Raw genomic sequence first — 26,602 nt, 5'->3', positions numbered from 1 at the left:
ATCAGCCGAAATAGCTCAGAAGGGTATTGATCACCGTACGCTGGTTAACTGGCGCGAGGTTGAAGAACAGTGGCAGGCGAAGCAAACGCTCACTTTCTTTCGTGGTGTAACGGTCTTCACCTGCGAACATCCCAAACGCTTCGCCCGCCGGGCTGGAGTGCAGCGGAATATAGTGAAAGACCGCCATAATTTCGGCTTCTTTAAGCCAGGCGATGAGCTGGCTGCGATCGTCGTTATCGCGCAGCTTGATGTAAAACATGTGGGCGTTGTGGACGCAATCGGCCGGAATGGTTGGCAGTTCAATGCGTCCGGCTTTTGCCAGCGGCTCAAGCGCATCGTAATAGGTTTGCCACAGGGACAGGCGCTGGAGATTAATTCGCTCTGCCGCTTCCAGCTGTGCCCACAGGTACGCTGCCTGCAGGTCGGCCATCAGATAGCTTGAGCCGATATCGCGCCAGGTGTACTTATCAACCTGACCGCGGAAGAATTGGCTGCGGTTGGTGCCTTTTTCACGGATCACTTCCGCACGCTCAACCAGGGCACGATCGTTAATCAGCGTCGCACCGCCCTCACCGCCGGCAGTGTAGTTTTTCGTTTCGTGGAAGCTGAAGCAGCCGATGTGGCCGATAGTGCCCAGCGCGCGCCCCTTGTAGGTGGACATCACGCCCTGCGCGGCATCTTCTACCACAAACAGGTTGTGCTTTTTGGCGATTGCCATGATGGTGTCCATTTCACAGGCCACGCCCGCGTAGTGAACCGGCACGATTGCGCGCGTTTTGTCGGTGATCGCCGCTTCAATCAGCGTCTCATCAATGTTCATGGTATCCGGGCGGATATCCACAAAGACGATTTTCGCTCCGCGCAGGACAAATGCATTCGCGGTAGAGACGAAGGTATAGCTCGGCATGATCACTTCATCACCGGGCTGGATATCCAGCAGCAGGGCCGCCATTTCCAGCGATGCCGTGCAGGACGGGGTCAGCAGCACTTTAGCACTGCGAAAACGCTGCTCCATCCACTGCTGACAGCGACGGGTAAAACCGCCGTCACCGCAGAGTTTGCCGCTGCCCATGGCAGACTGCATATAGTCGAGCTCGGTTCCCACGACGGGTGGTGCGTTAAATGGAATCATCTTGTCACCTGTATAACCAGTAGGCGGTGGCGTCGATGTTGGCACCACTCGCAATATAACGTTTAAGCGCGGCGGTGTTGCCCACCTGGGTCGCCACCCGCAGCGTCTCAACCTGCTGCAGCTGCGCCCAGTGCAGCGCCGCCTGCATGAGTTTCTCCCCCATGCCGCGCCCGGCTAATAAGCCAATACGCGCCTCGCGCTCGTTAAGCTTGCGCAGCGAGACAAATCCCTGGATCTGGCCGTTCGCTGCACGGAAAATCAGGCAGACGTGGTCAAAGGTACCTTTGACCGCATTCTCTACCCACTGGGCATAGAAACGTCCGCTATCGTCAGGCGCATACCAGGGCGTGCGAAAGCGGCTCTGCGCAAACGCCCGGGCCGCCATCTGGCGCAGCACAGGAATGTCCTGTTCCGTTGCAATTTCCGCGCCGGACGCATCGTGCCGGGTGAGGGTGATGGAAAGGTCTACCTCGCCTTCAACCAGCTGAAAACCGTGTTGCTGGAGCGCATCAAGCAGGTCGGCACGGTCCGCCGGGATCTTAGCCTGCACGCGCTGCCAGGCGCTGAAGTCCACTTCCTGCAGGGCGGGCGCATTCTCGCGCCAGCGGACTATCGCCGAGGGGCGGGCAAAAAATGCGCTTTCCCACTCAAGGGATTCCAGCACGCCGTGGAGTGCACTCAACGCCAGACGCCTTTCGTATCAACCACATACTGCTGACGCACTGCATCACCGGACGTCGCTTTAAACTCTTTATGGTCCACCAGCAGCACCAGCACGTCCGCCGTCGCCAGCGCGTCATTGAGCGCCGTCAGCGTGCAGTGCCCCGCCAGTTTTGCCGGCAGTTCATGAATATTTGGCTCGACCACCAGCGTTTCGCCCTTGTGCCATTCGGCAATCATCTCAGCAATTTCCATCGCCGGGCTTTCGCGCAGATCGTCAATATTGGGTTTAAATGCCAGACCAAAGCAGGCAATTTTCAGCTCGCTGGCGCGCTTGCCGCTCTCTGCCAGACAATCCGCTACCGTCGCTTTAACCTGATTCAGTACCCAGTGAGGTTTGCTATCGTTCACTTCACGCGCGGTGCGAATCAGGCGCGCCTGCGCCGGGTTCTGCGCCACGATAAACCACGGATCGACGGCGATACAGTGACCGCCCACCCCTGGGCCAGGCTGGAGAATGTTGACGCGCGGATGGCGATTCGCCAGGCGGATTAACTCCCAGACGTTAATCCCCTGATCGGCACAGATCAGCGACAGTTCGTTTGCGAAGGCGATGTTAACGTCACGGAAGCTGTTTTCCGTCAGCTTGCACATCTCGGCGGTGCGGGAGTTGGTTACCACGCATTCGCCTTCCAGGAAAATCTTGTACAGCGCGCTGGCGCGTTCAGAACAGACCGGCGTCATGCCGCCTATCACCCGGTCGTTTTTAATCAGTTCGACCATTACCTGCCCCGGCAGCACGCGCTCCGGGCAGTAGGCGATGTTGATATCCGCCTGCTCACCGGCCTGCTGTGGGAAGCGTAAATCAGGACGCGCATCGGCCAGCCACTGCGCCATCTGCTCGGTAGCGCCGACGGGAGAAGTCGACTCCAGAATTACTAGCGCCCCTTTCTTCAGCACGGGGGCAATAGATTTTGCCGCCGCCTCGACGTAGACCATATCGGGCTCGTGGTCGCCTTTAAAGGGCGTTGGAACGGCTATCAGGTAGGCATCCGCTTCCACTGGCGTCGTGCTGGCGCGCAGGAAGCCGCCATCAACCGCCTCTTTCACCACGCGGTCAAGATCGGGCTCCACAATATGAATTTCGCCACGATTAATGGTTTCTACCGCACGTGCGTTGATATCCACACCAACAACCTGCTTTTGACGGGAGGCGAATGCCGCCGCAGTAGGCAGGCCAATGTAGCCAAGACCAATGACAGAGATGGTAGTAAAACTCATAGAGATACCCGATTGTGTTTAAGTGCTTGCAAAATACGGCCACAAGCCTGCCCGTCTCCGTAGGGATTGTGGGCCCGGCTCATCGCCTGATACGCTTCATCATCGTGCAGAAGGCGCGTGACCTCTTCGACGATGAGCTGTGCGTTGGTGCCGACAAGACGCACTGTCCCGGCTTTAACCGCTTCCGGACGTTCAGTGGTTTCACGCATCACCAGCACCGGCTTGCCAAGAGAGGGCGCTTCTTCCTGAATCCCACCGGAATCGGTGAGGATCAGCCAGGCGTGGTTCATCAGCCAGACAAACGGCATGTAGTCCTGCGGTTCAATCAGCAGGACGTTTTCGACGTGGCCCAGGATGCGGTTGACCGGCTCGCTGACGTTAGGGTTAAGGTGTACCGGATAGACAATTTGCACATCGTCGTTCTGCGCGGCGATTTCAGCCAGCGCGTGACAGATTTGCTCAAAGCCCCGACCAAAGCTTTCGCGACGGTGGCCAGTGACCAGAATGGTTTTTTTGCCGTTATTCAGGAAAGGATAGCGGGCAGCGAGTTCTTTCTGCAGATCGCTGTTTGCCAGCACGCGATCGCGTACCCAAATCAACGCGTCAATGACCGTATTGCCGGTAACAAAGATGTTGTTATCGGCGACATTTTCACGCAGCAGATTCTGGCGAGAGTTCTCGGTTGGCGCAAAGTGGTACATCGCCAGATGCCCGGTAAGCGTACGGTTGGCCTCTTCCGGCCACGGAGAATAAAGATTGCCGGTGCGCAGACCCGCTTCAACATGGCCGACGGGAATACGCTGGTAAAACGCGGCCAGGCTTGTTGCCATCGTCGTCGTGGTATCCCCGTGCACCAGCACGACGTCGGGCTTGAATGACTCCAGGATCGGCTTGAGATCCTGCAGAATGCGGCAGGTTATTTCCGTCAATCCCTGTCCCGGCTTCATAATATTAAGGTCGTAATCCGGGACGATGGAAAAGAGGGTTAGGACCTGATCGAGCATCTCACGGTGCTGGGCCGTGACGCAGACCTTCGCTTCAATATCAGGATCGCTGGCCAGCGCATGAACCAGAGGCGCCATCTTAATGGCCTCCGGCCTGGTGCCAAATACGGTAAGTACTTTCACATCGATTCTCTTCGATTAGGCGATGAAGTTCGCAGCCTTCATCGTAAACGGCGTTCTTAGTTTGTACGACGACGCGTTAACGCCACGCCAGCACCAACGAGTGCACCCACAATACCCCACATGATCATTAGGAATGCGCGGCGCGGACTGTCGCGTTTTACAGGTTCTTCAGGCGTTCTCAAATAACGATAGGTCTGAAAACGCGGGTCCAGGGAGGGACCGACATTAAGCGTGTTAAGCATCGCGCGGTTTTGATCGTAGTCGAGATCAAAATCAGGCCCAACGGCCTGCAGGTTTTCCAGACGCGCCTGCAGCATTGGGCGACCAAGAAGGAACATTTCAGAATCAGGCAATTCATCAGCCGGAACATCCGTCTCAGTGCGGGAAATGTTGTGCTGCTCCGCAATTTTCAGCGCCTGCTGAATGTTATGCACGCGGCGCGCAAAAATGGCGTTTGCCACCTCTTCCTGACGTTTGACCTGCGCCTTCATCTGGATAGTGCGCGCTGCCCAGGCGCCTTTAAGCTCTTCATTCAGATGGCTGGCGGCACGCTGGCTGGCAAACGCGACGTACTGGCGCAACAGGTTGTTTGCATCCGGGGCGGTTTCGGCAATCAGCTTGACGCTGTCGTTGACGTTACGCAGCACGTCGCCTGGCATGAACTGAATATTGTTAATCAGATCGTCCAGCAGCGCGGCATCGGCTTTGGTGTTATCAACCCGACGCTGCTTAAAGTAATCTGTCTGGGACCAGAAATCGCGGCGCGTATCCCACGAGGCCAGCTGCATCACAAACTCTTTGTAGGCCTCATCCATAACGGAAGCCTGGTCCGGGGTGGCAAGGCTGGCTTTAATATCCAGGTTTCGCAGGAACTGCTGCTGGGAGTAGTATCCTCCGAGCATGTTAACCGTGGGTCTGTCCGTGATTGCCGTGGCGCTCCACTCCTGTTTTGCAAAGAACGTGTAGGCTAGCGCTAACAGTGCAAACCCCAGCGCGATCCCCACAATCCAAAGTTTGCCTGCCCATAACACGCGAAACAAACCCCGAATGTCCAGTTCATTCTCTGTTACCACTGATTTCGCTCCCGCCAACGGTTGAGTCATCATAGTCCCGGTTTTACTTAGTTAATGTTGTGTTTTTGCTACTGTTACGTCGCATCCTGCGCTTAATACGTTTAATGAATCGCGCCACCTTCCATGCGCGCTTAATGCAGTAGCCGTAGAGAGAAAATGCTAGCAAGAACAATACCAACATGGCCCACTCAGGCACAAAGTGCGTATATTCCGCCGTCACGCCAATCCCCGCTAGAATAGCAGCCGCCAGCGTAATAAGCACAAATGCCTGCCGGGAAGTGAATCCGGCTCGCATGATCAAATGATGAATGTGCTGACGGTCAGCAGAGAATGGACTCATTCCTTTACGCAGGCGGCGATACATAATCGCAACCATATCCATTAAGGGGATGGCAATAATCCATAGCGCCGTTACCGGGCTGATGGGATGCACATCGCCCTGAGTGGTTTCCAGCAAGATCCAAATGACAGTAAAGCCGATAAGCGTGCTACCCGCATCGCCCATGAAGACTTTATAGCGTCGGCCCAATGCGCCGAGATTTAACAGGATATAAGGCAGGATGGCAGCAATCATGGCGAAACACCACATAGCAAGGCTATATTGCCCATCGAACCATAAAATGAAACCAATGGCGGCAAATGAGACGCAGGACAGGCCACCAAGCAAACCATCAATACCGTCAACCATGTTGAACGCGTTAATCGCCACCCACACGGCAAAAAGTGTCAGGAAATAGCCGAATGGGCCGAGTTCCATCTCCCAGGCCCCGAAAATATAGCCCAGGCTACTCAGGTGCAACTTAGCAAACACCATCATTGCAATAGCGACAGCTGCCTGAACGAAAGCGCGGATTTTGACGCTGATGTCGTATCTATCGTCCAGCGCACCAATCACAACAAGAACTGTTGAGCATATGAGATAAAGCCTGGCATGCGGAATATAGTAATCTGCAATAGCAAAAGTGAAGCAGATCCCCGCAAAAACAGAGATGCCACCGACCAGAGGGATCATGCCTTGATGACGTTTACGGAAGTTGGGTTTATCCACTAAGCCCAGATATTTTGCAACCTTACGTGCCAGAAACAAAAAGCAGGTGGTAAACAAGAAAATACTGGTTAGTTCAGTAAACGTATCAAGTAGGTTCACAATGGATGTTCTCAACAAATGTTAGTCAAGGAAGTATAACCATCAAGGGGCCGCGCCTGAAGTTATAAAGCAAACCTCTTACAATTCCATTTGTTTATTATTCAAGCTATTAATGTTTTTACTGTGCGAATTATCTTATTGTCGCACTGACCGGTCAAAATTGGGAGTAGGCGATACTAGCGTATAGTCCATAAAAGAAAAACGCCACGTAAAAACGTGGCGTTCGCTGGCTTTATTTACGTTACGAGCGCTTCATCATGTCGAAGAAATCGTCGTTGGTTTTGGTCATCGCCAGTTTGTTAATGAGGAACTCCATCGCGTCAATTTCACCCATTGGATGGATGATTTTGCGCAGGATCCACATTTTCTGCAGCTCTTCCTGCGTGGTGAGCAGTTCTTCCTTACGGGTACCGGAACGGTTGTAATCGATAGCCGGGAAGACGCGTTTTTCAGCGATCTTACGAGAGAGGTGCAGTTCCATGTTACCTGTACCTTTAAACTCTTCGTAGATAACCTCGTCCATTTTGGAGCCGGTATCGATCAGCGCCGTTGCGATGATGGTCAGGCTACCGCCCTCTTCCACGTTACGTGCCGCACCGAAGAAGCGTTTTGGACGGTGCAGGGCGTTAGCGTCCACACCACCGGTCAACACTTTACCGGAAGCTGGCACCACGGTGTTGTAGGCACGCGCCAGACGGGTGATAGAGTCAAGCAGGATGATCACGTCTTTCTTGTGCTCAACCAGGCGTTTCGCCTTCTCGATAACCATTTCCGCAACCTGAACGTGGCGAGATGCTGGCTCGTCGAAGGTAGAAGCAACCACTTCACCTTTAACCAGACGCTGCATCTCGGTCACTTCTTCCGGACGTTCGTCAATCAGCAGCACCATCAGCACGCAGTCTGGGTGGTTGTAGGCAATGCTCTGCGCGATGTTCTGCAGCAGCATGGTTTTACCCGCTTTCGGCGGAGCCACAATCAGACCACGCTGGCCGCGACCGATTGGCGATGCCAGATCCAGGACGCGCGCGGTTAAGTCTTCGGTAGAACCGTTACCACGCTCCATGCGCAGGCGAGAGTTCGCGTGCAGAGGCGTTAAGTTCTCAAAGAGGATCTTGTTACGCGAGTTTTCTGGTTTATCGAAGTTAACTTCATTGACTTTCAACAGCGCAAAGTAGCGTTCACCCTCTTTAGGAGGACGAATCTTACCTGAAATGGTGTCACCAGTGCGGAGGTTGAAACGGCGGATTTGGCTGGGGGATACGTAGATGTCGTCAGGGCCGGCGAGGTAGGAGCTGTCTGCAGAGCGGAGGAAACCAAATCCGTCTTGCAATATCTCCAGCACACCGTCGCCAAAGATATCTTCGCCACTCTTAGCGTGCTGCTTCAGGATGGCGAAAATGATGTCCTGCTTGCGCATACGAGCCTGGTTTTCCAGTCCCATATTTTCGCCGAGAGTGATCAGCTCAGAAACCGGCGTATTCTTTAATTCGGTAAGATTCATAATGGTGTGGGTTCTTAAACTCGGAGTGATTCTCGAACTTAATGTTGTGAATGGTATGGCAGGGTCATCCATGCCTGTTTAGCGGCCATCACCTCATGTCTGTTCGCTGTCTGGTCACAGGGAAAGAACGCAGAACTGAAACGACAAGACGGATTGAGTGACAAGCCCGGAATTTAGCCACTTCACGCATTGTTCATGTCAACAAAGGGAAGTATCGGGTAAAACAAGATTCAAACAATAGATATGTTTAAAACGAAGTCATAGCTAACTTAGCACGACTTCAGCCGGGCGTCCAGAGTTCCACATCATTTAGCCGAGGGCTCTGGACGCACAGCGGAGAAACCTTACGCCAGGTTAGCGTCCAGGAACTCTTTCAGCTGACCTTTGGACAGCGCGCCCACTTTGGTCGCCGCCACTTCGCCGTTTTTGAACAGCAGAAGGGTCGGGATGCCACGGATACCGTATTTCGGTGCGGTGCCCGGGTTCTGGTCGATGTTCAGCTTGGCAACCGTCAGTTTGCCCTGATATTCGTCAGCGATCTCATCCAGAATCGGGGCGATCATTTTGCAAGGACCACACCATTCAGCCCAGAAATCGACGAGGATCAGCCCGTCAGCCTTAAGTACGTCCGTGTCAAAACTGTCGTCAGTCAGGTGAATAATTTTATCGCTCATATATAACTCCACAGGAATAAGCCTGGTACGTTGGTTTTGTCTCCACCAACGACGTGTTGATGTCGCATTAACCAACTAAAGGTTGACTTTATTTCACCGGATACGCTTTCGTAAAGCAATAGTAAGCTGATATTCTACCACACTATGAGCAAAACACATTTAACAGAACAGAAGTTTTCCGACTTCGCCCTGCACCCAAAAGTGATCGAAGCCCTTGAAACAAAAGGGTTTCATAACTGCACGCCCATTCAGGCTCTCGCCCTGCCGCTGACGCTGGCCGGTCGCGATGTTGCAGGGCAGGCGCAAACCGGTACCGGCAAAACGATGGCGTTTTTAACGTCAACGTTCCATTATTTACTTTCTCACCCAGCGATTGCAGACCGCAAAGTTAACCAGCCGCGCGCGCTAATTATGGCCCCGACGCGAGAACTGGCGGTACAGATCCATGCAGACGCTGAACCCCTGGCACAGGCTACTGGTCTGAAGCTTGGCCTGGCCTATGGCGGCGACGGCTACGATAAGCAGCTGAAAGTGCTGGAAAGCGGCGTGGATATCCTGATTGGGACCACCGGCCGTCTTATCGACTACGCCAAACAGAACCATATCAACCTCGGCGCCATCCAGGTTGTGGTGCTTGATGAAGCTGACCGCATGTACGATCTGGGCTTCATTAAAGATATCCGCTGGCTTTTCCGCCGCATGCCGCCGGCAAATCAGCGCCTGAACATGCTGTTCTCTGCCACCCTTTCTTATCGCGTACGCGAGTTGGCGTTCGAGCAGATGAACAACGCCGAGTATGTGGAAGTGGAGCCGGAGCAGAAAACGGGCCACCGCATTAAAGAAGAGCTCTTCTATCCTTCCAATGAAGAGAAAATGCGTCTGCTGCAAACGTTGATTGAAGAAGAGTGGCCCGATCGCGCCATTATCTTCGCGAACACTAAACACCGCTGTGAAGACATCTGGGGCCATCTGGCTGCCGACGGTCACCGTGTTGGCCTGTTGACCGGCGACGTGGCGCAGAAAAAACGCCTTCGGATCCTCGACGAGTTCACCCGTGGCGATCTTGATATTCTGGTCGCAACCGATGTGGCGGCACGTGGTTTACACATTCCGGCCGTGACGCACGTCTTTAACTACGATCTGCCAGACGACTGCGAAGACTACGTACACCGTATCGGTCGTACCGGTCGTGCGGGCGCAAGCGGTCACTCGATTAGCCTTGCGTGTGAAGAGTATGCGCTGAATCTTCCAGCCATTGAGACCTACATCGGTCACTCTATTCCGCAGAGTAAATACAATCCGGAAGCGCTGTTAAGCGAACTGCCGCCGCCTAAGCGTCTATCCCGCCCGCGCTCCGGCAATGGTCCGCGTCGTTCAGGCGGCGCACCGCGTAATCGTCGTCGTTCAGGTTAATACATTATGCTCAGCTCCACCTCGCTCTATGCGGCAATTGATCTCGGTTCGAATAGTTTTCATATGCTGGTTGTGCGTGAGGTGGCGGGAAGCATACAAACGCTGACGCGCATTAAGCGCAAGGTCCGCCTCGCGGCGGGCCTGAGCAGTGATAATTACCTCTCGCCTGAAGCCATGGAACGTGGCTGGCAATGCCTGCGGCTCTTTGCTGAGCGTCTGCAGGATATCCCGCATGCTCAAATCACCGTTGTCGCCACAGCGACGCTCAGACTGGCGGTTAACGCCGTAGATTTTATTGCCAAAGCGCAGGAAATTCTGGGGTGTCCGGTTCAGGTTATCAGCGGTGAAGAAGAAGCACGCCTGATCTACCAGGGCGTTGCCCACACCACCGGGGGTGACGATCGCCGTCTGGTGGTGGATATCGGCGGTGCCAGTACCGAACTGGTAACCGGCACCGGCGCGCAGGCGACGTCGCTGTTCAGCCTGTCGATGGGCTGCGTAACCTGGCTTGAACGTTACTTTACTGACCGGAATCTGGGTAAAGAGAACTTCGACGAGGCGGAAAACGCCGCGCGCGCAGTGCTACGCCCGGTAATGGACGAACTGCGCTATCACGGCTGGAAAGTCTGCGTTGGGGCTTCGGGTACCGTGCAGGCCCTGCAGGAAATCATGATGGCGCAGGGCATGGACGAGCGGATCACGCTTGCCAAACTTCAGCAGCTTAAACAGCGTGCCATTCAATGCGGACGTCTGGAAGAGCTGGAAATTGAAGGCCTGACGCTGGAACGTGCCCTGGTTTTCCCAAGCGGGCTGGCCATTCTGATCGCCATATTCACCGAACTAAATATCCAGTGTATGACCCTGGCCGGCGGCGCGCTGCGCGAAGGTCTGGTCTACGGGATGCTGCATCTGTCGGTGGATCAGGACATCCGCAACCGTACGCTGCGCAACGTGCAGCGTCGATTTCTGGTTGATATCGATCAGGCTGGCCGCGTATCACAGCTGGCATCACGCTTTGCCGACCAGGTCGCTAACGCCTGGGATCTTGATCATCTGAGCCGCGATTTATTGCTGAGCGCCTGTGCGCTGCACGAGGTGGGGCTCAGCATAGATTTTAAGCAGGCACCTGCTCACGCAGCGTATCTGGTGCGCAACCTGGATTTGCCGGGCTACACGCCCGCACAGAAAAAACTGCTTGCAACGCTGCTGCTGAACCAGACCAACGCCGTCGATCTCTCCTCTTTGCATCAGCAAAATGCCGTACCGCCGCGCGTGGCCGAGCATCTGTGTCGCCTGCTGCGTCTGGCAATTCTGTTTGCCAGCCGCCGCCGCGATGATTTATTACCCGCCATTAATCTGCTAGCCGATGATGAGAAGCTGACGCTGACGCTGCCGGAAAACTGGATTGAGAATCACCCGCTTGGGGCAGAGATGATCGAGCAGGAGTGCCAGTGGCAGAGCTATGTGCACTGGGTGCTTGAGGTGAAGTAATACGCTGAACACTGCCGGGTGGCGGCTTCGCCTTACCCGGCCTACTCATCATTATCCCTTCTCTTTAGCTTTTGCCAGCATGGCGCGAATGTTCGCCACGTTAGCCTGTCCTTTGTGCATCCGCTCTTCCGCGGTAATCACTTTGCGCTCCTGTTCCCAGATCAGATCGTCCTGCGGCAGTTCCAGCAGGAAACGGCTGGGTTCCGGGCGCACGAGTTCACCGTACTGACGGCGCTCTTTACAGAGCGTGAACGTCAGCTCCTTTTGCGCGCGGGTGATCCCCACGTAGGCCAGACGGCGCTCCTCGTCGACATTATCTTCATCAATGCTGCTCTGGTGCGGCAATAAACCTTCTTCCATACCGACCAGATACACATACGGGAACTCCAGCCCTTTTGACGCATGCAGCGTCATCAGCTGAACCTGGTCGGCCTCTTCTTCGCTCTCGCCGCGCTCCATCATGTCGCGCAGGGTAAAGCGGGTGACCACCTGCGTTAACGTCATCGGCTCATCTATCTCAGAGCCTTCCAGCATTTCGGTCATCCAGCTAAAAAGCTGGTTAACGTTTTTCATACGCATTTCTGCCGCTTTCGGACTGGCAGAGGTTTCGTACAGCCAGGATTCGTAGTCAATGCCGTGGATCAGATCGCGTACCGCCGCCACGGGCTCGCGCTCAGCCAGGCGCTGCACTTCACCCAGCCAGTGGGTGAAGCGGGTTAAATTATCATACCCGCGCCCCGTCAGCGTCTGGCTCAGCCCCATATCAAAGCTGGCGGTAAACAGGCTCTTATTGCGGGTCATCGCCCATTCGCCTAGCTTTTGCAGCGTCGCCGGACCAATCTCGCGCTTTGGTGTATTCACGATGCGCAGAAACGCGCTGTCGTCATCCGGGTTCGTGAGCACGCGCAGATAGGCCAGCAGATCTTTAATTTCTGGCCGCGAGAAGAACGAAGTGCCGCCGGAAATTTTGTACGGAATGCGGTTCTGCATCAGCATCTTTTCAAAGACGCGCGACTGGTGATTGCCGCGATAGAGGATCGCGTAATCCTTGTATTCGGTTTTATTGACGAAGTGGTGGGCGATCAGTTCACCCGTCACGCGCTCCGCCTCATGCTCTTCATTATTGGCGCTGAGCACCTTCAGCTCCGTACCGTAGCCAAGCTCGGAGAAGAGACGCTTTTCAAAAACGTGCGGGTTATTGGCAATCAGGATGTTTGCCGCCTTCAGGATGCGCCCGGAGGAACGGTAGTTCTGCTCCAGCTTAATCACCTGCAGCGCGGGGAAATCTTTGCTCAGAAGCACCAGGTTTTGCGGGCGTGCGCCGCGCCAGGAGTAAATTGACTGGTCATCATCGCCAACCACGGTGAAGCGCGCGCGCTGCCCCACCAGCAGCTTCACCAGCTCGTACTGGCTGGTGTTGGTGTCCTGATATTCATCCACCAGCAGGTAGCGGATTTTATTCTGCCAGCGCTCGCGCACCTCTTCATTTCGCTGTAAAAGCAGCGTCGGCAAGAGGATCAGATCGTCGAAGTCCAGCACGTTGCACGCTTTCATGTGCGCGTCGTACAGACCATAGCAGTGGGCAAAGATCCGATCCCGTTCGCCTTTGGCGATCGCCGCAGCCTGGGCCGGGGTCATCAGATCGTTTTTCCAGTTCGAGATCGTTGAGATCAGCTGCTGCAACAGCACCTTATCATCCTCGATCAGCCCCTCGGTGAGCTCTTTGAGCAACGCCACCTGGTCGGTGTCATCGAACAGCGAAAAGTTGGATTTCATCCCCAACGCGGCGTATTCACGTTTAATGATATCCAGCCCCAGCGTGTGGAAGGTAGAGATCATCAGCCCGCGCGCCTCTTTGCGCCCCAGCGTCTGGCCAACACGCTCTTTCATCTCGCGCGCCGCTTTGTTGGTAAAGGTAACCGCCGCAATGTGGCGGGCCTGATAGCCGCAGCCGCGGATCAGGTGCGCAATCTTATTGGTGATGACGCGCGTTTTACCGGATCCTGCGCCCGCCAGCACCAGACACGGTCCGGTTACAAATTCGACGGCTTGTTGTTGTCCGGGATTTAAACGCATAAATGATCGCTCAATGAAAGTCAGGAGGGGAGAATAACAGCGTGGTAGTATAGCGAGCCTAATCCATACCACTCAAGGCACGATCATGGCAAAAACAGCAGCAGCACTGCATATTCTTGTTAAAGAAGAGAAACTGGCTCTGGATCTTCTGGAGCAAATCAAAAACGGCGCCGACTTCGGCAAGCTGGCGAAGAAGCACTCTATTTGCCCGTCCGGCAAGCGTGGCGGCGATTTAGGCGAATTCCGTCAGGGCCAGATGGTTCCGGCGTTCGATAAAGTGGTCTTCTCCTGCCCGGTGCTGGAGCCAACCGGTCCGCTGCATACTCAGTTCGGTTATCACATTATTAAAGTGCTGTATCGCAAATAAAAAAGCCGGGTGGCGGCTGCGCCTTACCCGGCCTACATCTTACGTTTTTGTAGGTCGGGTAAGCGAAGCGCCACCCGACAAGGTTGTTAACCTGCTACAGCAATACGTTTCATATCGGTCATGTAGCCACGCAGTTTGTGGCCCACTTTCTCGATCTGGTGGCTGCGAATCGCTTCGTTTACGTCGCGCAGCTGCGCGTTATCCACGGCACCTTCCGCAATCGCTTTGCCCAGATCGCCTGTCTGCAGTGTGGTCATGAACTCTTTCAGCAGCGGTACGCAGGCGTAAGAGAACAGATAGTTACCGTATTCTGCGGTATCAGAGATAACCACGTTCATTTCGTACAGACGCTTACGGGCGATGGTGTTCGCGATCAGCGGCAGCTCGTGCAGAGATTCGTAGTACGCCGACTCTTCGATGATGCCGGAATCCACCATGGTTTCGAACGCCAGCTCAACGCCTGCTTTCACCATCGCAATCATCAGTACGCCTTTATCGAAGTACTCCTGCTCGCCGATTTTACCTTCATACTGCGGCGCAGTTTCGAACGCGGTTTTACCGGTCTCTTCACGCCAGGTCAGCAGTTTCTTGTCGTCGTTGGCCCAGTCCGCCATCATGCCGGAAGAGAATTCGCCGGAGATGATGTCGTCCATATGTTTCTGGAAAAGCGGCGCCATAATGGTTTTCAGCTGTTCAGACAGGGCGTAAGCACGCAGTTTTGCCGGGTTGGACAGACGGTCCATCATCAGCGTAATACCGCCCTGCTTCAGCGCTTCGGTGATGGTTTCCCAGCCGAACTGAATCAGTTTTTCTGCGTATGCCGGGTCGGTACCTTCTTCCACCAGCTTGTCGAAGCAAAGCAGAGAACCCGCCTGCAGCATGCCGCACAGAATGGTCTGCTCGCCCATCAGGTCAGATTTCACTTCCGCAACGAAGGAAGATTCCAGCACGCCAGCGCGGTGACCGCCGGTCGCCGCAGCCCAGGCTTTGGCAATCGCCATGCCTTCGCCTTTCGGATCGTTTTCCGGGTGAACTGCGATAAGCGTCGGCACGCCGAAGCCACGCTTGTACTCTTCACGCACTTCGGTACCCGGGCACTTCGGCGCCACCATCACTACGGTGATGTCTTTACGGATCTGCTCGCCCACTTCAACGATGTTGAAGCCGTGGGAGTAACCCAGCGCGGCGCCGTCTTTCATCAGCGGCTGTACGGAACGCACCACGTCAGAGTGCTGCTTGTCTGGCGTCAGGTTAACGACCAGGTCCGCCTGCGGGATCAGCTCTTCATAGGTACCCACTTTGAAGCCGTTTTCAGTCGCTTTACGCCATGAAGCGCGCTTCTCGGCAATCGCTTCTTTACGCAGGGCGTAAGAGATATCCAGACCGGAGTCACGCATGTTCAGGCCCTGGTTCAGACCCTGTGCGCCACAGCCGACGATGACCACTTTTTTACCCTGAAGGTAGCTCGCGCCATCGGCAAATTCATCGCGCGCCATGAAGCGGCATTTGCCCAGCTGCGCCAACTGCTGGCGCAAGTTCAGTGTATTAAAGTAGTTAGCCATGGGTGATACCTCGTGATGTTGTGTGTCTTATTGTTCGGTTCGCGTTTCAGCGAGAATGTACCCACATTACAACAGGAAATTTATTGCGGAAATTGATATATTCACAACGTCACATTGCAATTTTTGCAATGTAAAAAGAGGGAGTGGAATCGGTGGATTTACGCGATCTAAAAATGTTCCTGCACCTGGCGGAAAGCCGTCACTTTGGCCGCAGCGCCCGGGCGATGCACGTCAGCCCGTCCACGCTTTCGCGCCAGATCCAGCGCCTTGAGGAAGACCTCGGCCAGCCGCTTTTCGTGCGCGATAACCGTACCGTTACCCTTACGGAAGCAGGCGACGAGCTGCGCATCTTTGCCCAGCAGACGCTGTTACAGTACCAGCAGCTGCGGCACTCTATTGATCAGCAGGGGCCATCACTCTCCGGTGAGCTGCATATTTTTTGCTCCGTGACCGCCGCCTACAGCCATCTGCCCCCCATTCTCGACCGCTTCCGCGCAGCGCATCCGTCGGTTGAAATTAAGCTCACCACCGGCGACGCCGCCGACGCAATGGAAAAAGTGGTGACCGGCGAAGCGGATCTCGCCATCGCCGGAAAACCCGAAACCCTGCCGGGCGCGGTGGCGTTCTCGATGCTGGAGAATCTGGCGGTGGTGCTGATTGCCCCGGCGCTGCCCTGCCCGGTGCGTAATCAGGTATCGGTAGAAAAACCGGACTGGTCGACGGTGCCGTTTATCATGGCCGATCAGGGGCCGGTGCGCCGCCGCATCGAGCTGTGGTTCCGCCGTCAGAAAATCAGCAATCCGTCGATTTACGCCACCGTTAGCGGTCATGAGGCGATGGTGTCGATGGTGGCGCTTGGCTGCGGCGTGGCGCTGCTGCCGGAAGTAGTGCTGGAAAACAGCCCGGAACCGGTGCGTAATCGCGTGATGATTCTGGAGCGCAGCGACGAGAAGACGCCGTTTGAGCTAGGCGTGTGCGCACAAAAAAAGCGGCTGCATGAGCCGCTTATTGATGCGTTCTGGACGATATTGCCGAACCACTAGCCAGCCAGAAAGAACCTGAACGCCGGGTTATGGGTTTCGTCATGACATTCATAGCCCAGTTCGTTCAGGCGCGTTTCGAAATCCGGCTCGTGCTCGCCCAGTTCGAACGCCGCCAGCACGCGACCGTAGTCGGTGCCGTGGCTGCGGTAGTGGAACAGGGAGATGTTCCAGTGCGTGCCCAGCGTGTGCAGGAACTTGAGCAACGCGCCCGGTGATTCCGGGAACTCGAAGCTGAACAGGCGTTCCTGGAGCGGCTTTGAGGGACGCCCGCCAACCATATAACGCACGTGCAGCTTAGCCATTTCATCATCGGACAGATCGACCACGCTGTAGCCGCCATCGTGCAGCAGGCTGAGGATCTCTTTACGTTCTTCCACGCCCCGGCTCAGACGCACGCCGACAAAAATGCAGGCATCTTTCGCATCGGCAAAGCGGTAGTTGAACTCCGTTACCGAACGTCCCCCCAGCAGTTGGCAGAACTTGAGGAAGCTGCCCTTCTCTTCCGGAATCGTCACCGCCAGCAGCGCTTCACGCTGTTCGCCCAACTCGCAGCGCTCGGAAACGTAGCGCAGGCCGTGGAAGTTCACGTTCGCACCAGAGAGCACGTGCGCCAGCCGCTCGCCGCGAATGTTGTGCTGCGCGATGTATTTTTTCATCCCCGCCAGCGCCAGCGCGCCGGAGGGTTCCGCCACCGCACGCACGTCCTCGAACAGATCTTTCATCGCCGCGCAGATGGCGTCGCTGTCGACGGTGACGATATCGTCCAGATACTCCTGGCACAGACGGAACGTTTCATCGCCAATGCGCTTCACCGCCACGCCCTCGGCAAACAGCCCGACGCGCGGCAGGTCTACCGGATGACCGGCGTCCAGCGCCGCCTTCAGGCAGGCAGAGTCTTCCGCCTCAACGGCGATGACTTTGATCTGCGGCATCAGCTGTTTAATCAGCACCGCCACGCCTGCGGCCAGCCCGCCGCCGCCCACTGGGACGAAGACGCGGTCGAGATGGGCATCCTGCTGCAACAGCTCAAGCGCCAGCGTGCCCTGCCCGGCAATCACCATCGGGTGATCGAACGGCGGCACCCAGGTAAAGCCCTGCTGCTGCGCCAGCTCGATCGCTTTGGCTTTGGCTTCGTCAAAGTTCGCGCCGTGGAGCAGCACTTCCCCGCCAAAACCGCGCACCGCGTCGACTTTGATATCCGCGGTGGCAACCGGCATCACGATCAGCGCCTTCAGCCCTAAACGGGCCGAGGAGAATGCCACGCCCTGGGCGTGGTTGCCCGCCGACGCGGTAATGACGCCGCGCGCTTTCTGCTCATCCGTCAGCCCCGCCATCATCGCGTAGGCGCCACGCAGCTTAAAGCTGTGTACCGGCTGGCGGTCTTCGCGCTTCACCAGAATGACGTTGTCGAGGCGCGAGGAGAGTTTTTCCATTTTTTGCAGGGGCGTGACCTGCACGGCTTCATAGACCGGCGCGCGTAGCACCGCTCTCAGGTATTCCGCCCCCTCAGGGGCGGCGGATAAGGGTTGTGACTCGGCCATCATTAGCCCCCAAGTTTAGATTTATCGCGCACCGCGCCTTTATCTGCACTGGTTGCAAGGCTCGCGTAGGCGCGCAGGGCGAAGGAGACTTCACGCTGGCGATCTTTCGGCGTCCAGGCTTTGTCGCCGCGCGCTTCCTGCGCTTCACGACGGGCCGCAATCTCCTGGTCGCTCAGCTTCAGCTGAATGCCGCGATTCGGAATGTCGATTTCGATCAGGTCGCCATCTTCGATGATCGCGATGTTGCCGCCGCTTGCCGCTTCCGGGGAGACGTGGCCGATGGAGAGACCAGACGTGCCGCCGGAGAAACGCCCGTCGGTGATCAGCGCGCAGGCTTTACCGAGGCCCATCGATTTCAGGAAGGTGGTTGGGTAGAGCATCTCCTGCATGCCCGGGCCGCCTTTCGGCCCTTCGTAGCGAATGACAACCACGTCGCCTTCCACCACTTTGCCGCCGAGGATGGCGTCTACCGCCTCGTCCTGGCTTTCGTACACTTTCGCCGGACCGGTGAATTTCAGGATACTGTCGTCCACGCCTGCGGTTTTCACGATGCAGCCGTTTTCTGCAAAGTTACCGTACAGCACCGCCAGACCGCCGTCTTTGCTGTAGGCGTGCTCCAGCGAGCGGATGCAGCCTTCAGCACGGTCGTCATCCAGCGTGTCCCAGCGGCAATCCTGCGAGAACGCCTGGGTGGTGCGAATACCGGCCGGACCGGCGCGGAACATCTTTTTCACCGCGTCGTCTTTGGTCAGCATCACGTCGTACTGGTCCAGCGATTCCGGCAGCGTCAGGCCGAGGACGTTTTTCACGTCGCGGTTCAGCAGCCCGGCGCGATCCAGCTCGCCCAGGATACCGATGACGCCACCCGCGCGGTGCACGTCTTCCATGTGGTACTTCTGGGTACTCGGCGCGACTTTACACAGCTGCGGCACTTTGCGGGAGAGCTTGTCGATGTCGCTCATGGTGAAGTCGATTTCGGCTTCCTGCGCGGCGGCCAGCAGGTGCAGAACGGTGTTAGTGGAGCCGCCCATGGCGATATCCAGCGTCATGGCGTTTTCGAACGCCGCTTTACTGGCGATATTGCGCGGCAGCGCGCTGGCATCGTCCTGCTCGTAATAGCGTTTGGTCAGCTCAACGATACGTTTACCGGCGTTGAGGAACAGCTGCTTACGGTCGGCGTGGGTCGCCAGCAGCGAGCCGTTGCCCGGCTGGGAAAGGCCCAGCGCTTCGGTCAGGCAGTTCATGGAGTTGGCCGTGAACATGCCGGAACAGGAGCCGCAGGTCGGGCACGCGGAGCGTTCCACCTGATCGCTCTGTTCGTCAGAGACTTTCGGGTCTGCGCCCTGGATCATCGCATCGACCAGGTCGAGCTTGATGATTTTGTCGGAGAGCTTGGTTTTACCCGCCTCCATGGGACCGCCGGAGACGAAGATCACCGGAATGTTCAGGCGCAGGGAGGCCATCAGCATCCCCGGGGTGATTTTGTCGCAGTTGGAGATACAGACCATCGCATCGGCGCAGTGGGCGTTGACCATATACTCCACCGAGTCGGCGATCAGCTCGCGCGACGGCAGCGAATAGAGCATTCCCCCGTGGCCCATTGCGATACCGTCATCCACCGCAATGGTGTTGAACTCTTTCGCCACGCCGCCGGAGGCTTCGATTTGCTCGGCAACCAGCTTACCGAGATCGCGCAGATGCACGTGGCCCGGTACAAACTGGGTGAAGGAGTTCACCACGGCGATAATCGGCTTGCCGAAATCGGCGTCGGTCATTCCGGTGGCGCGCCACAATGCGCGGGCACCCGCCATGTTACGGCCGTGGGTGGTGGTGGCTGAACGATACTTAGGCATGCTTTATTGACTCCCGTCTGACTATTTAATGGGACGGTGCGTGCCGTCCCACATTTATATTTAGTGATTAACCTGATCCAACCAGCCGTATTTGTCTTCTGTTTCGCCGGTGAAGAGGCCAAAGAACGCTTGCTGAATGCGCTTGGTGACCGGGCCACAGCGGCCTTCGCCCACCTGGATACCGTCGACGCTGCGAACCGGCGTGATTTCAGCCGCGGTACCGGACATGAACACTTCGTCTGCCAGGTAGAGGGATTCGCGGGACAGCACCTGCTCGCGCACTTCGATACCCAGATCTTTCGCCAGCTTGATGATCGCGTCGCGGGTGATGCCCGGCAGCGCGGAAGAGGTGAACGGCGGAGTAAACAGAATGCCGTCTTTTACTTCAAACAGGTTTTCGCCCGCGCCTTCTGAGATGTAGCCGTTCACGTCGAGGGCGATGCCTTCCTGATAGCCGTGGCGGCGCGCTTCGCTGCCGACCAGCAGTGAGGAGAGGTAGTTACCGCCCGCTTTTGCGGCAGTCGGGATGGTGTTTGGCGCCACGCGGTTCCAGGAAGAAACCATTGCGTCGATCCCCTGATCCAGTGCTTCTGCGCCCAGGTAGGCGCCCCACGGGAACGCAGCAATGATCACATCGGTGTTGTAACCGGCTGGCGGGTTCACGCCCATGCCCACGTCACCCACGAAGACCAGCGGACGAATATAGGCGCTGGTCAGTTTGTTCTGGCGAATCACTTCGCGGCAGGCTTCCATCAGCTCATCAACGCTTTGAGAGACCGGGAAACGATAAATTTTGGCTGAGTCATGCAGACGCTGCATGTGTTCGCGATGGCGGAACACCACTGGCCCTTTGTGAGAATCGTAGCAACGGATGCCTTCAAACACGGAGGTACCGTAATGCAGCGCGTGGGACATCACGTGGACCTTCGCGTCCTCCCAGCGAACCATCTCACCGTTGAACCAAATGTAATCAGCTTTTTTTGTCGTCATTTTTTTCGTCCTGTCGCGCTCAAGCGCGGATTTGTTGTGATGTGGTTGTGCTCTGGCAGATGGCAACATGGGCAACGTCTACCAGCTTTGATAACTGACTAAACAGTAAGTCGACCGACCGCGGGCTGGCAACGGTTAATTCGATACTGATGTTCTGGGCATCGGTGGCCGTTTCCATATTCATAGAGCAAATCTGAAAGCCACGGTGGCGAACCACGCGCAATACGCGTTCTAACGTTTCCGGGTTGAAGCGAGCCTGCACGGCGACCTGATGTTGCATCATGATAATTTCTCCAGCATTTGTGAGTTACTGGCACCGGGCGGTACCAACGGCCAGACGTTCTCAAGCTCGTCGATTGAGACATGAAGCAGGTATGGCCCTTCGCTTGACAGCATGGTGTCGAGTGCCGCTTCAACCTGGTCTTTACGGGTGATGTGCTGGCCAGGAATGCCGAAGGCGCTGGCCAGGGTGAGGAAATCGGGGTTATCGGTCAGGGTTGTTTCGCTGTAACGCTCCTGGAAGAACAGCTGCTGCCACTGGCGAACCATCCCTAAACGCTGGTTATCGAGCAACACGATCTTCAGCGGTAACTGCTTGCGCTTCACGGTGCCGAGCTCCTGAACGTTCATCATGAAGGAGCCGTCACCGGAGATACAGATCACGGTATCGTTCGGGCGGGCCACCTGTGCGCCAACGGCTGCCGGCAGGCCAAAGCCCATCGTGCCTAAGCCGCTGGAGGTGATGAAGTTCTCCGGGCGGGTGTAGGTCATGTGCTGGGCTGACCACATCTGATGCTGGCCCACATCCGTCGTCACCACGCTGTCGGCGGGTTTACGGTCGGACAACTGCTTCAACAGCAGCGGCGCATAGATGGCATCGCCTGGGTGATCGTAACGCCAGGCATGCTCAGCGCGCATGTCTGCGGTGTGCTGACGCCATGCGTTGATATCCAGCGGCTGCTCCAGCGCCGGTAACAGCGCGTTAAGATCGCCCTGCAACGCCACGTGCGCCTGACGCAGTTTGTTCATCTCCGCCGGGTCGATATCCATATGGATCACTTTGGCATTCGGCGCGAAGGTATTCAGCTTGCCGGTGACGCGGTCATCGAAACGGGCGCCTGCGACGATAAGCAAGTCGCACTCCTGCACCGCCAGGTTTGCCGCTTTAGTGCCGTGCATTCCCAGCATGCCGAGGTAGTACGGGTAGTCCGCGTCTACCGCACCCAGACCTTTCAGAGTGCAGGTGGCGGGCATTTGCGTGGTTGCAAGGAACGCGCGAAGCGCCGGAACAGCCTGCGCCATCCCCACCCCGCCGCCGACGTACAGCATCGGCTGCTTCGCCTGCGCCATCATCTGACGCGCCTCTTCAACCTCTGCATGCGGAAACGCATCGTCGCTTTTCACGGTGGAGAAATGCGGCTCCAGATCGCCAGGTGCAACCTGGATATCTTTCGGGATATCCACCAGAACCGGGCCAGGACGGCCAGAACTGGCAACCTCGAACGCTTCGGCCATCACGCGCGGTAGCTCTTCGAGGGACTGAACGAGGAAGCTGTGCTTGGTGCAGGCCAGCGATAAGCCGAGGACGTCTACTTCCTGGAAGGCATCGGTGCCGATGAACGGAGAGGCCACCTGACCGGTAATCGCCACGACAGGAACGGAATCGAGCAGCGCGTCAGCCAGGCCGGTGATCAGGTTCGTTGCACCCGGACCTGAGGTCGCCATGCACACACCGGTTTTACCTGTCGCGCGGGCATAACCAATGGCTGCCATCGCTGCGCCCTGCTCGTGTCGGCACAAGAGGTGTTCCACGCCGCCGTCATACAGTGCATCGTAAATCGGCATAATTGCGCCACCCGGATAACCGAATACGGTTTCGACTCCCTGCGCGCGCAACGCATGTACTACCCATTGTGCCCCATTCATAGTTAGTTCCCCGTCATAAATCTGGAGAAACAGAATTTTGTGCTAGTCGTCATTCTCTGCTCCTCATTTAAGTTTTTTAGTCATAAAAAAACCCCCGGACCTTTCGGTGCGGGGGTCTTAGTTCGTTAAGGCTTGATTTCTAAGCCTTTCCTCGTCCAAGTGCAGCCCCGCACGGTGGGATAATAATCACCACCACGCTAATCACGACCAGGCTAATCACTCGTAGAAGGGCTGTCATTTTCAGTTCTTTTTGCATCTTGTTCGAAGGAATACCTAAAGAGTTATCACAGTTTTTAAATCAAACACAAGATTTATTTATGAAGGATTTGGTTAGCAAGCGAACCAAATTTTATGAACGCATTGTTTTATATGAGGAAATTTGGAAGTGAATATTTTTCATTTTTTTATTGCAGATCTAACCGTTGAAGCGCGCCTTTTTACATTTTACGAGTGTGCTTCCACGGTGATGCAATGGTTTCAATGCTCCCTGAAAATCTCTGAACAGGCGGCGTAAATACGTAAAAAGACGCTAAACAGAGAAAACAGGCACTGGCATAGTCAGACCAGGAGGTAGTACAAATGTCACTGTCAGTTGTTTATACGCGAGCAGCTCTCGGGGTAAAGGCTCCGCTTATTTCCGTAGAGGTTCATTTGAGTAATGGGCTGCCCGGACTCACGCTTGTCGGGTTACCTGAAACCACGGTTAAAGAGGCCAGGGACCGCGTTCGTAGCGCAATAATAAACAGCGGTTATACCTTCCCCGCAAAGAAGATCACCATCAACCTTGCTCCCGCTGACCTGCCCAAAGAGGGTGGGCGATACGATTTACCTATCGCAATTGCGCTTCTCGCGGCTTCTGAGCAGCTTAATACGACCAGGCTAGGCTCGTATGAGTTCGTGGGTGAACTCGCGCTCACAGGCGCACTGAGAGGCGTTCCCGGTGCGATATCGGGAGCGCTGGAAGCCATACGTGCAGGGCGGCAAATCGTTGTGGCCAATGAAAACGCATCAGAAGTGAGTCTTATTGCAGAAAAGGGATGTCTCATCGCCGGGCATCTTCAGGAAGTGTGCGCCTGGCTGGAAGGCCGCCATGAACTTTCCGAGCCGGAAGAGTGCGACGAGGCTATAGCGGATGCGCCAGAAGACCTCAGCGAGATCATGGGACAGGAGCAAGGGAAACGGGCGCTGGAGATTACGGCAGCGGGTGGGCACAATCTCCTGCTGATTGGCCCGCCGGGTACAGGCAAAACCATGCTGGCGAGCAGGCTAAGCGGGTTGCTCCCGCCGCTTAATAACCATGAAGCGCTGGAAAGCGCCGCCATCTATAGCCTGATCGGTTCGACGTCGTTGCACAAACAGTGGCGTCGACGTCCCTTTCGTTCCCCGCATCATAGCGCGTCACTGACGGCAATGGTCGGTGGTGGGTCTATTCCGGGGCCGGGTGAGATCTCGCTGGCACATAATGGCATTCTGTTTCTCGATGAGTTGCCTGAGTTTGAGCGCCGCGTGCTGGATGCACTGAGGGAGCCCATTGAATCCGGTGAGATACATATTTCACGCACGCGAGCCAAAATAAGCTATCCCGCCCGTTTTCAGCTCGTGGCGGCGATGAACCCCAGTCCGACGGGGCATTATCAGGGCAACCATAACCGCTGTACGCCAGAGCAGACGCTGCGCTATCTGGGAAAGCTGTCTGGCCCGTTTCTCGACCGTTTCGATTTATCACTGGAAATCCCCCTTCCGCCGGCGGGCCTGCTCAGGCAGACGGATAAACTGGGTGAAAGCTCCGCGCATGTTCGCGAGCGGGTTATCGCGGCACAGGCGAGACAGTATGCCCGTCAAAACAGGCTGAATGCACGACTGGATAATGCAGGGATCCGACAGTTTTGTTCTCTTAACGTTGAAGATGCGGCTTGGCTGGAGGAGACGTTGACGCGCTTTGGGCTTTCCATACGTGCGTGGCAGCGCTTGTTAAAAGTAGCCAGAACCATTGCGGACGTGGAGGGCTGTACTGATATTGCGAGGAAACACTTGCAGGAAGCGCTGAGCTATCGGGCGATCGATCGTTTGCTTTTGCATCTGCAAAAGTTACTGGCATAAAAAAAGGGGCCGTAGCCCCTTTTTTTATTAGTCGTCAGACTCGGTGTAGTCTTCTGCACCTTCCATCTGCGGTTTACCGCCAGACAGCGTATGGAAACGTTTTGGACGCTTAATGCGAGCCATGTACTTGATCCATACACGTTCTGCTTCAGACTGCGGCTCACGCTCACCACGGCACACTGAGACAAACTGTTTTTCATCTTCAGTTGCAGGCTCACGTTTACCCAGATCCAGCTCGTTAAAGGCATAACCATGACGCTCAAGCAGCTGCGCCTCTTTGATGGTGAAATCGCCGTGACGAGAGAACCCGCGCGGATAATGTTTATTGTCGAAAAAACGATTAGTCGTCGTAAAGCTTTCCGCCATCCTACACGCTCCTAATTCTTTGGCCGAGCTATTTATGGCGCGGAGTATTAGTTACGCTTGACAGAGTGTAAAACAAAACATTTAAATCATAACGACAAATTATTTTGCGGAGAAAGATGTGGATACGGAATTGCTAAAAACTTTCCTTGAAGTGAGTAGAACGCGTCACTTCGGGCGAGCCGCAGAAGCCCTTTACCTGACGCAGTCAGCAGTCAGTTTTCGTATTCGACAGCTGGAAAATCAACTGGGTGTGAATCTTTTTACCCGCCATCGCAACAATATCCGCCTCACGCCTGCCGGTGAAAAACTTCTTCCGTATGCGGAGACATTGATGAATACCTGGCAGGCAGCGCGCAAAGAGGTTGCGCATACGTCGAGGCACAACGAGTTCTCGATAGGTGCCAGCGCATCTCTGTGGGAATGCATGCTCAGTCAGTGGCTTACCCGGCTATATCACTCCCATGGGCATTTACAATTTGAAGCCAGAATTGCGCAACGTCAGTCGCTGGTTAAGCAACTTCATGAGCGTCAGTTGGATCTGCTGATCACTACAGAAGCCCCCAAGATGGACGAATTTAGCAGCCAGATTGTTGGACAGTTCGGTCTGGCTCTTTATGCTTCTGAACCTTCAAAGATGAAAGCAGACCTGACCTATTTGCGGCTGGAGTGGGGACCTGATTTTCAGCAACATGAGACGGGATTGATCGCACCTGATGATGTTCCACAGTTAACAACCAGTTCTGCCGAGATTGCCTGTCAGCAACTCCCCTTGCTGAAGGGTTGCACCTGGTTACCAGTCCGTTGGGCAGATACCAAGCCTGGACTGCATACCGTGGTGGATTCCACTACCCTTTCGCGGCCGCTGTATGCGATTTGGTTGCAAAATAGCGACAAGCAATCGCAAATAAAAGATCTATTAAAAATCAATGTAATGGATTGATGCTGAGGCCAGCAGGGACGCTGGCTGCATTTAAGAATGCTGAAATCTCATCGGGTTTCAGGCAAAAAAAAATCCTTTGCCGAAGCAAAGGATTCTATATGGCAGGGGCGGAGAGACTCGAACTCGCGACACCCGGTTTTGGAGACCGGTGCTCTACCAACTGAGCTACGCCCCTAAAGTTTTTTGCCATTAAGCCTGCCATTACTGGCAGGCTTAATGTCTTAATAAGTGGCGGAACGGACGGGACTCGAACCCGCGACCCCCTGCGTGACAGGCAGGTATTCTAACCGACTGAACTACCGCTCCACCGAAGACTGCTTGTAACCACCGGATTAATGC

General features: G+C 55.7%; 24 protein-coding genes and 2 tRNA genes. 6 read left to right on the top strand and 20 right to left on the bottom strand.

What is annotated here, in order from left to right; translation table 11 throughout:
* Position 1: 1 nt before the first annotated feature.
* The 8 genes from rffA to trxA form a co-directional block, all read right to left on the bottom strand.
* A complete protein-coding gene (gene rffA, locus ACTJI7_RS21840; RefSeq protein WP_041911819.1) occupies positions 2-1,132 on the bottom strand; it encodes a dTDP-4-amino-4,6-dideoxygalactose transaminase in 1,131 nt (376 codons plus the stop codon).
* A gap of 4 nt (positions 1,133-1,136) precedes the next feature.
* Complete coding sequence (rffC, locus tag ACTJI7_RS21835) at positions 1,137-1,814, bottom strand: dTDP-4-amino-4,6-dideoxy-D-galactose acyltransferase (RefSeq protein ID WP_049138385.1); 678 nt, start codon at positions 1,812-1,814, stop codon at positions 1,137-1,139.
* On the bottom strand, positions 1,811-3,073 hold the full coding sequence (gene wecC, locus ACTJI7_RS21830) for a UDP-N-acetyl-D-mannosamine dehydrogenase (RefSeq protein ID WP_049001415.1): 1,263 nt from the start codon (positions 3,071-3,073) through the stop codon (positions 1,811-1,813). Before wecC ends, rffC begins: the two co-directional genes overlap by 4 nt.
* Positions 3,070-4,200: a non-hydrolyzing UDP-N-acetylglucosamine 2-epimerase gene (wecB, locus tag ACTJI7_RS21825; RefSeq protein ID WP_028014812.1), complete on the bottom strand. Its 1,131-nt coding sequence runs from the start codon at positions 4,198-4,200 to the stop codon at positions 3,070-3,072. The genes wecC and wecB overlap by 4 nt, the downstream gene beginning before the upstream one ends.
* A gap of 56 nt (positions 4,201-4,256) precedes the next feature.
* On the bottom strand, positions 4,257-5,303 hold the full coding sequence (gene wzzE, locus ACTJI7_RS21820) for an ECA polysaccharide chain length modulation protein (protein WP_028014813.1): 1,047 nt from the start codon (positions 5,301-5,303) through the stop codon (positions 4,257-4,259).
* A gap of 13 nt (positions 5,304-5,316) precedes the next feature.
* Complete coding sequence (wecA, locus tag ACTJI7_RS21815; RefSeq protein WP_028014814.1) at positions 5,317-6,420, bottom strand: UDP-N-acetylglucosamine--undecaprenyl-phosphate N-acetylglucosaminephosphotransferase; 1,104 nt, start codon at positions 6,418-6,420, stop codon at positions 5,317-5,319.
* Positions 6,421-6,661: 241 nt separating this feature from the next.
* On the bottom strand, positions 6,662-7,921 hold the full coding sequence (gene rho, locus ACTJI7_RS21810; protein ID WP_008501566.1) for a transcription termination factor Rho: 1,260 nt from the start codon (positions 7,919-7,921) through the stop codon (positions 6,662-6,664).
* 344 nt (positions 7,922-8,265) lie between these two features.
* Positions 8,266-8,595 carry a thioredoxin TrxA gene (gene trxA / locus ACTJI7_RS21805; RefSeq protein WP_006179218.1) on the bottom strand — a complete coding sequence of 110 codons (330 nt, stop codon included), beginning with the start codon at positions 8,593-8,595 and terminating at the stop codon, positions 8,266-8,268.
* 144 nt (positions 8,596-8,739) lie between these two features.
* Between trxA and rhlB the strand changes: the two genes are divergently transcribed.
* Both rhlB and gppA read left to right on the top strand, forming a co-directional pair.
* Positions 8,740-10,008, top strand: a complete 1,269-nt coding sequence (gene rhlB / locus ACTJI7_RS21800; RefSeq protein WP_028014815.1) for an ATP-dependent RNA helicase RhlB — start codon at positions 8,740-8,742, stop codon at positions 10,006-10,008.
* A gap of 6 nt (positions 10,009-10,014) precedes the next feature.
* On the top strand, positions 10,015-11,499 hold the full coding sequence (gene gppA / locus ACTJI7_RS21795; protein WP_047366695.1) for a guanosine-5'-triphosphate,3'-diphosphate diphosphatase: 1,485 nt from the start codon (positions 10,015-10,017) through the stop codon (positions 11,497-11,499).
* Between the two features lie 51 nt (positions 11,500-11,550).
* Here the strand turns inward: gppA and rep are convergent, their stop codons facing one another.
* A complete protein-coding gene (gene rep / locus ACTJI7_RS21790; RefSeq protein WP_028014817.1) occupies positions 11,551-13,575 on the bottom strand; it encodes a DNA helicase Rep in 2,025 nt (674 codons plus the stop codon).
* A gap of 85 nt (positions 13,576-13,660) precedes the next feature.
* Here rep and ppiC point away from each other — a divergent pair, with 85 nt between their 5' ends.
* Positions 13,661-13,942, top strand: coding sequence for a peptidylprolyl isomerase PpiC (ppiC, locus tag ACTJI7_RS21785; RefSeq protein ID WP_004886861.1), 282 nt, complete (start codon positions 13,661-13,663; stop codon positions 13,940-13,942).
* An 86-nt stretch (positions 13,943-14,028) separates the two neighbouring features.
* On the opposite strand, the gene ilvC is transcribed toward ppiC, so the two are convergent.
* Positions 14,029-15,504 carry a ketol-acid reductoisomerase gene (ilvC, locus tag ACTJI7_RS21780; RefSeq protein ID WP_021242831.1) on the bottom strand — a complete coding sequence of 492 codons (1,476 nt, stop codon included), beginning with the start codon at positions 15,502-15,504 and terminating at the stop codon, positions 14,029-14,031.
* Positions 15,505-15,656: 152 nt separating this feature from the next.
* On the opposite strand from ilvC, the gene ilvY reads away from it, so the two are divergent.
* Entirely contained in the window at positions 15,657-16,547 is an 891-nt protein-coding gene (ilvY, locus tag ACTJI7_RS21775; protein ID WP_088204696.1) for an HTH-type transcriptional activator IlvY, read from the top strand.
* On the opposite strand, the gene ilvA is transcribed toward ilvY, so the two are convergent.
* The 7 genes from ilvA to ilvL form a co-directional block, all read right to left on the bottom strand.
* Positions 16,544-18,088: a threonine ammonia-lyase, biosynthetic gene (gene ilvA / locus ACTJI7_RS21770; RefSeq protein ID WP_032660750.1), complete on the bottom strand. Its 1,545-nt coding sequence runs from the start codon at positions 18,086-18,088 to the stop codon at positions 16,544-16,546. The two genes, ilvY and ilvA, sit on opposite strands and share 4 nt — an antisense overlap.
* Positions 18,089-18,090: 2 nt before the next feature.
* Positions 18,091-19,941 carry a dihydroxy-acid dehydratase gene (ilvD, locus tag ACTJI7_RS21765; protein ID WP_047366694.1) on the bottom strand — a complete coding sequence of 617 codons (1,851 nt, stop codon included), beginning with the start codon at positions 19,939-19,941 and terminating at the stop codon, positions 18,091-18,093.
* A 60-nt stretch (positions 19,942-20,001) separates the two neighbouring features.
* Positions 20,002-20,931, bottom strand: a complete 930-nt coding sequence (gene ilvE / locus ACTJI7_RS21760) for a branched-chain-amino-acid transaminase (RefSeq protein ID WP_003860182.1) — start codon at positions 20,929-20,931, stop codon at positions 20,002-20,004.
* A gap of 19 nt (positions 20,932-20,950) precedes the next feature.
* The gene (gene ilvM, locus ACTJI7_RS21755; protein ID WP_006179206.1) at positions 20,951-21,214 is read right to left on the bottom strand and encodes an acetolactate synthase 2 small subunit; all 264 of its coding nucleotides are present in this window, start codon (positions 21,212-21,214) and stop codon (positions 20,951-20,953) included.
* Positions 21,211-22,857 carry an acetolactate synthase 2 catalytic subunit gene (gene ilvG, locus ACTJI7_RS21750; RefSeq protein ID WP_069733812.1) on the bottom strand — a complete coding sequence of 549 codons (1,647 nt, stop codon included), beginning with the start codon at positions 22,855-22,857 and terminating at the stop codon, positions 21,211-21,213. Before ilvG ends, ilvM begins: the two co-directional genes overlap by 4 nt.
* Positions 22,858-22,859: 2 nt before the next feature.
* Complete coding sequence (ilvX, locus tag ACTJI7_RS21745; RefSeq protein ID WP_166792073.1) at positions 22,860-22,910, bottom strand: peptide IlvX; 51 nt, start codon at positions 22,908-22,910, stop codon at positions 22,860-22,862.
* Positions 22,911-22,996: 86 nt separating this feature from the next.
* A complete protein-coding gene (ilvL, locus tag ACTJI7_RS21740) occupies positions 22,997-23,095 on the bottom strand; it encodes an ilv operon leader peptide (RefSeq protein WP_001311244.1) in 99 nt (32 codons plus the stop codon).
* Positions 23,096-23,436: 341 nt separating this feature from the next.
* Here ilvL and ACTJI7_RS21735 point away from each other — a divergent pair, with 341 nt between their 5' ends.
* Positions 23,437-24,957 carry a YifB family Mg chelatase-like AAA ATPase gene (locus ACTJI7_RS21735; protein WP_440670999.1) on the top strand — a complete coding sequence of 507 codons (1,521 nt, stop codon included), beginning with the start codon at positions 23,437-23,439 and terminating at the stop codon, positions 24,955-24,957.
* 27 nt (positions 24,958-24,984) lie between these two features.
* Here the strand turns inward: ACTJI7_RS21735 and ACTJI7_RS21730 are convergent, their stop codons facing one another.
* Complete coding sequence (locus tag ACTJI7_RS21730) at positions 24,985-25,323, bottom strand: DUF413 domain-containing protein (RefSeq protein WP_008501577.1); 339 nt, start codon at positions 25,321-25,323, stop codon at positions 24,985-24,987.
* 118 nt (positions 25,324-25,441) lie between these two features.
* On the opposite strand from ACTJI7_RS21730, the gene hdfR reads away from it, so the two are divergent.
* Entirely contained in the window at positions 25,442-26,263 is an 822-nt protein-coding gene (gene hdfR, locus ACTJI7_RS21725) for an HTH-type transcriptional regulator HdfR (protein ID WP_028014823.1), read from the top strand.
* Between the two features lie 99 nt (positions 26,264-26,362).
* Here hdfR and ACTJI7_RS21720 read toward each other — a convergent pair.
* Together ACTJI7_RS21720 and ACTJI7_RS21715 are read right to left on the bottom strand one after the other, a co-directional pair.
* Positions 26,363-26,438, bottom strand: a tRNA-Trp gene (locus ACTJI7_RS21720).
* 54 nt (positions 26,439-26,492) lie between these two features.
* Positions 26,493-26,569: transfer RNA gene (locus ACTJI7_RS21715), tRNA-Asp, on the bottom strand.
* Positions 26,570-26,602 lie beyond the last annotated feature (33 nt).

Origin of the sequence: Enterobacter sp. 22499, assembly GCF_052044815.1 — a bacterium.
Lineage (GTDB): Bacteria > Pseudomonadota > Gammaproteobacteria > Enterobacterales > Enterobacteriaceae > Enterobacter > Enterobacter bugandensis.
This window is presented reverse-complemented; position numbering and strand designations above follow the sequence as displayed.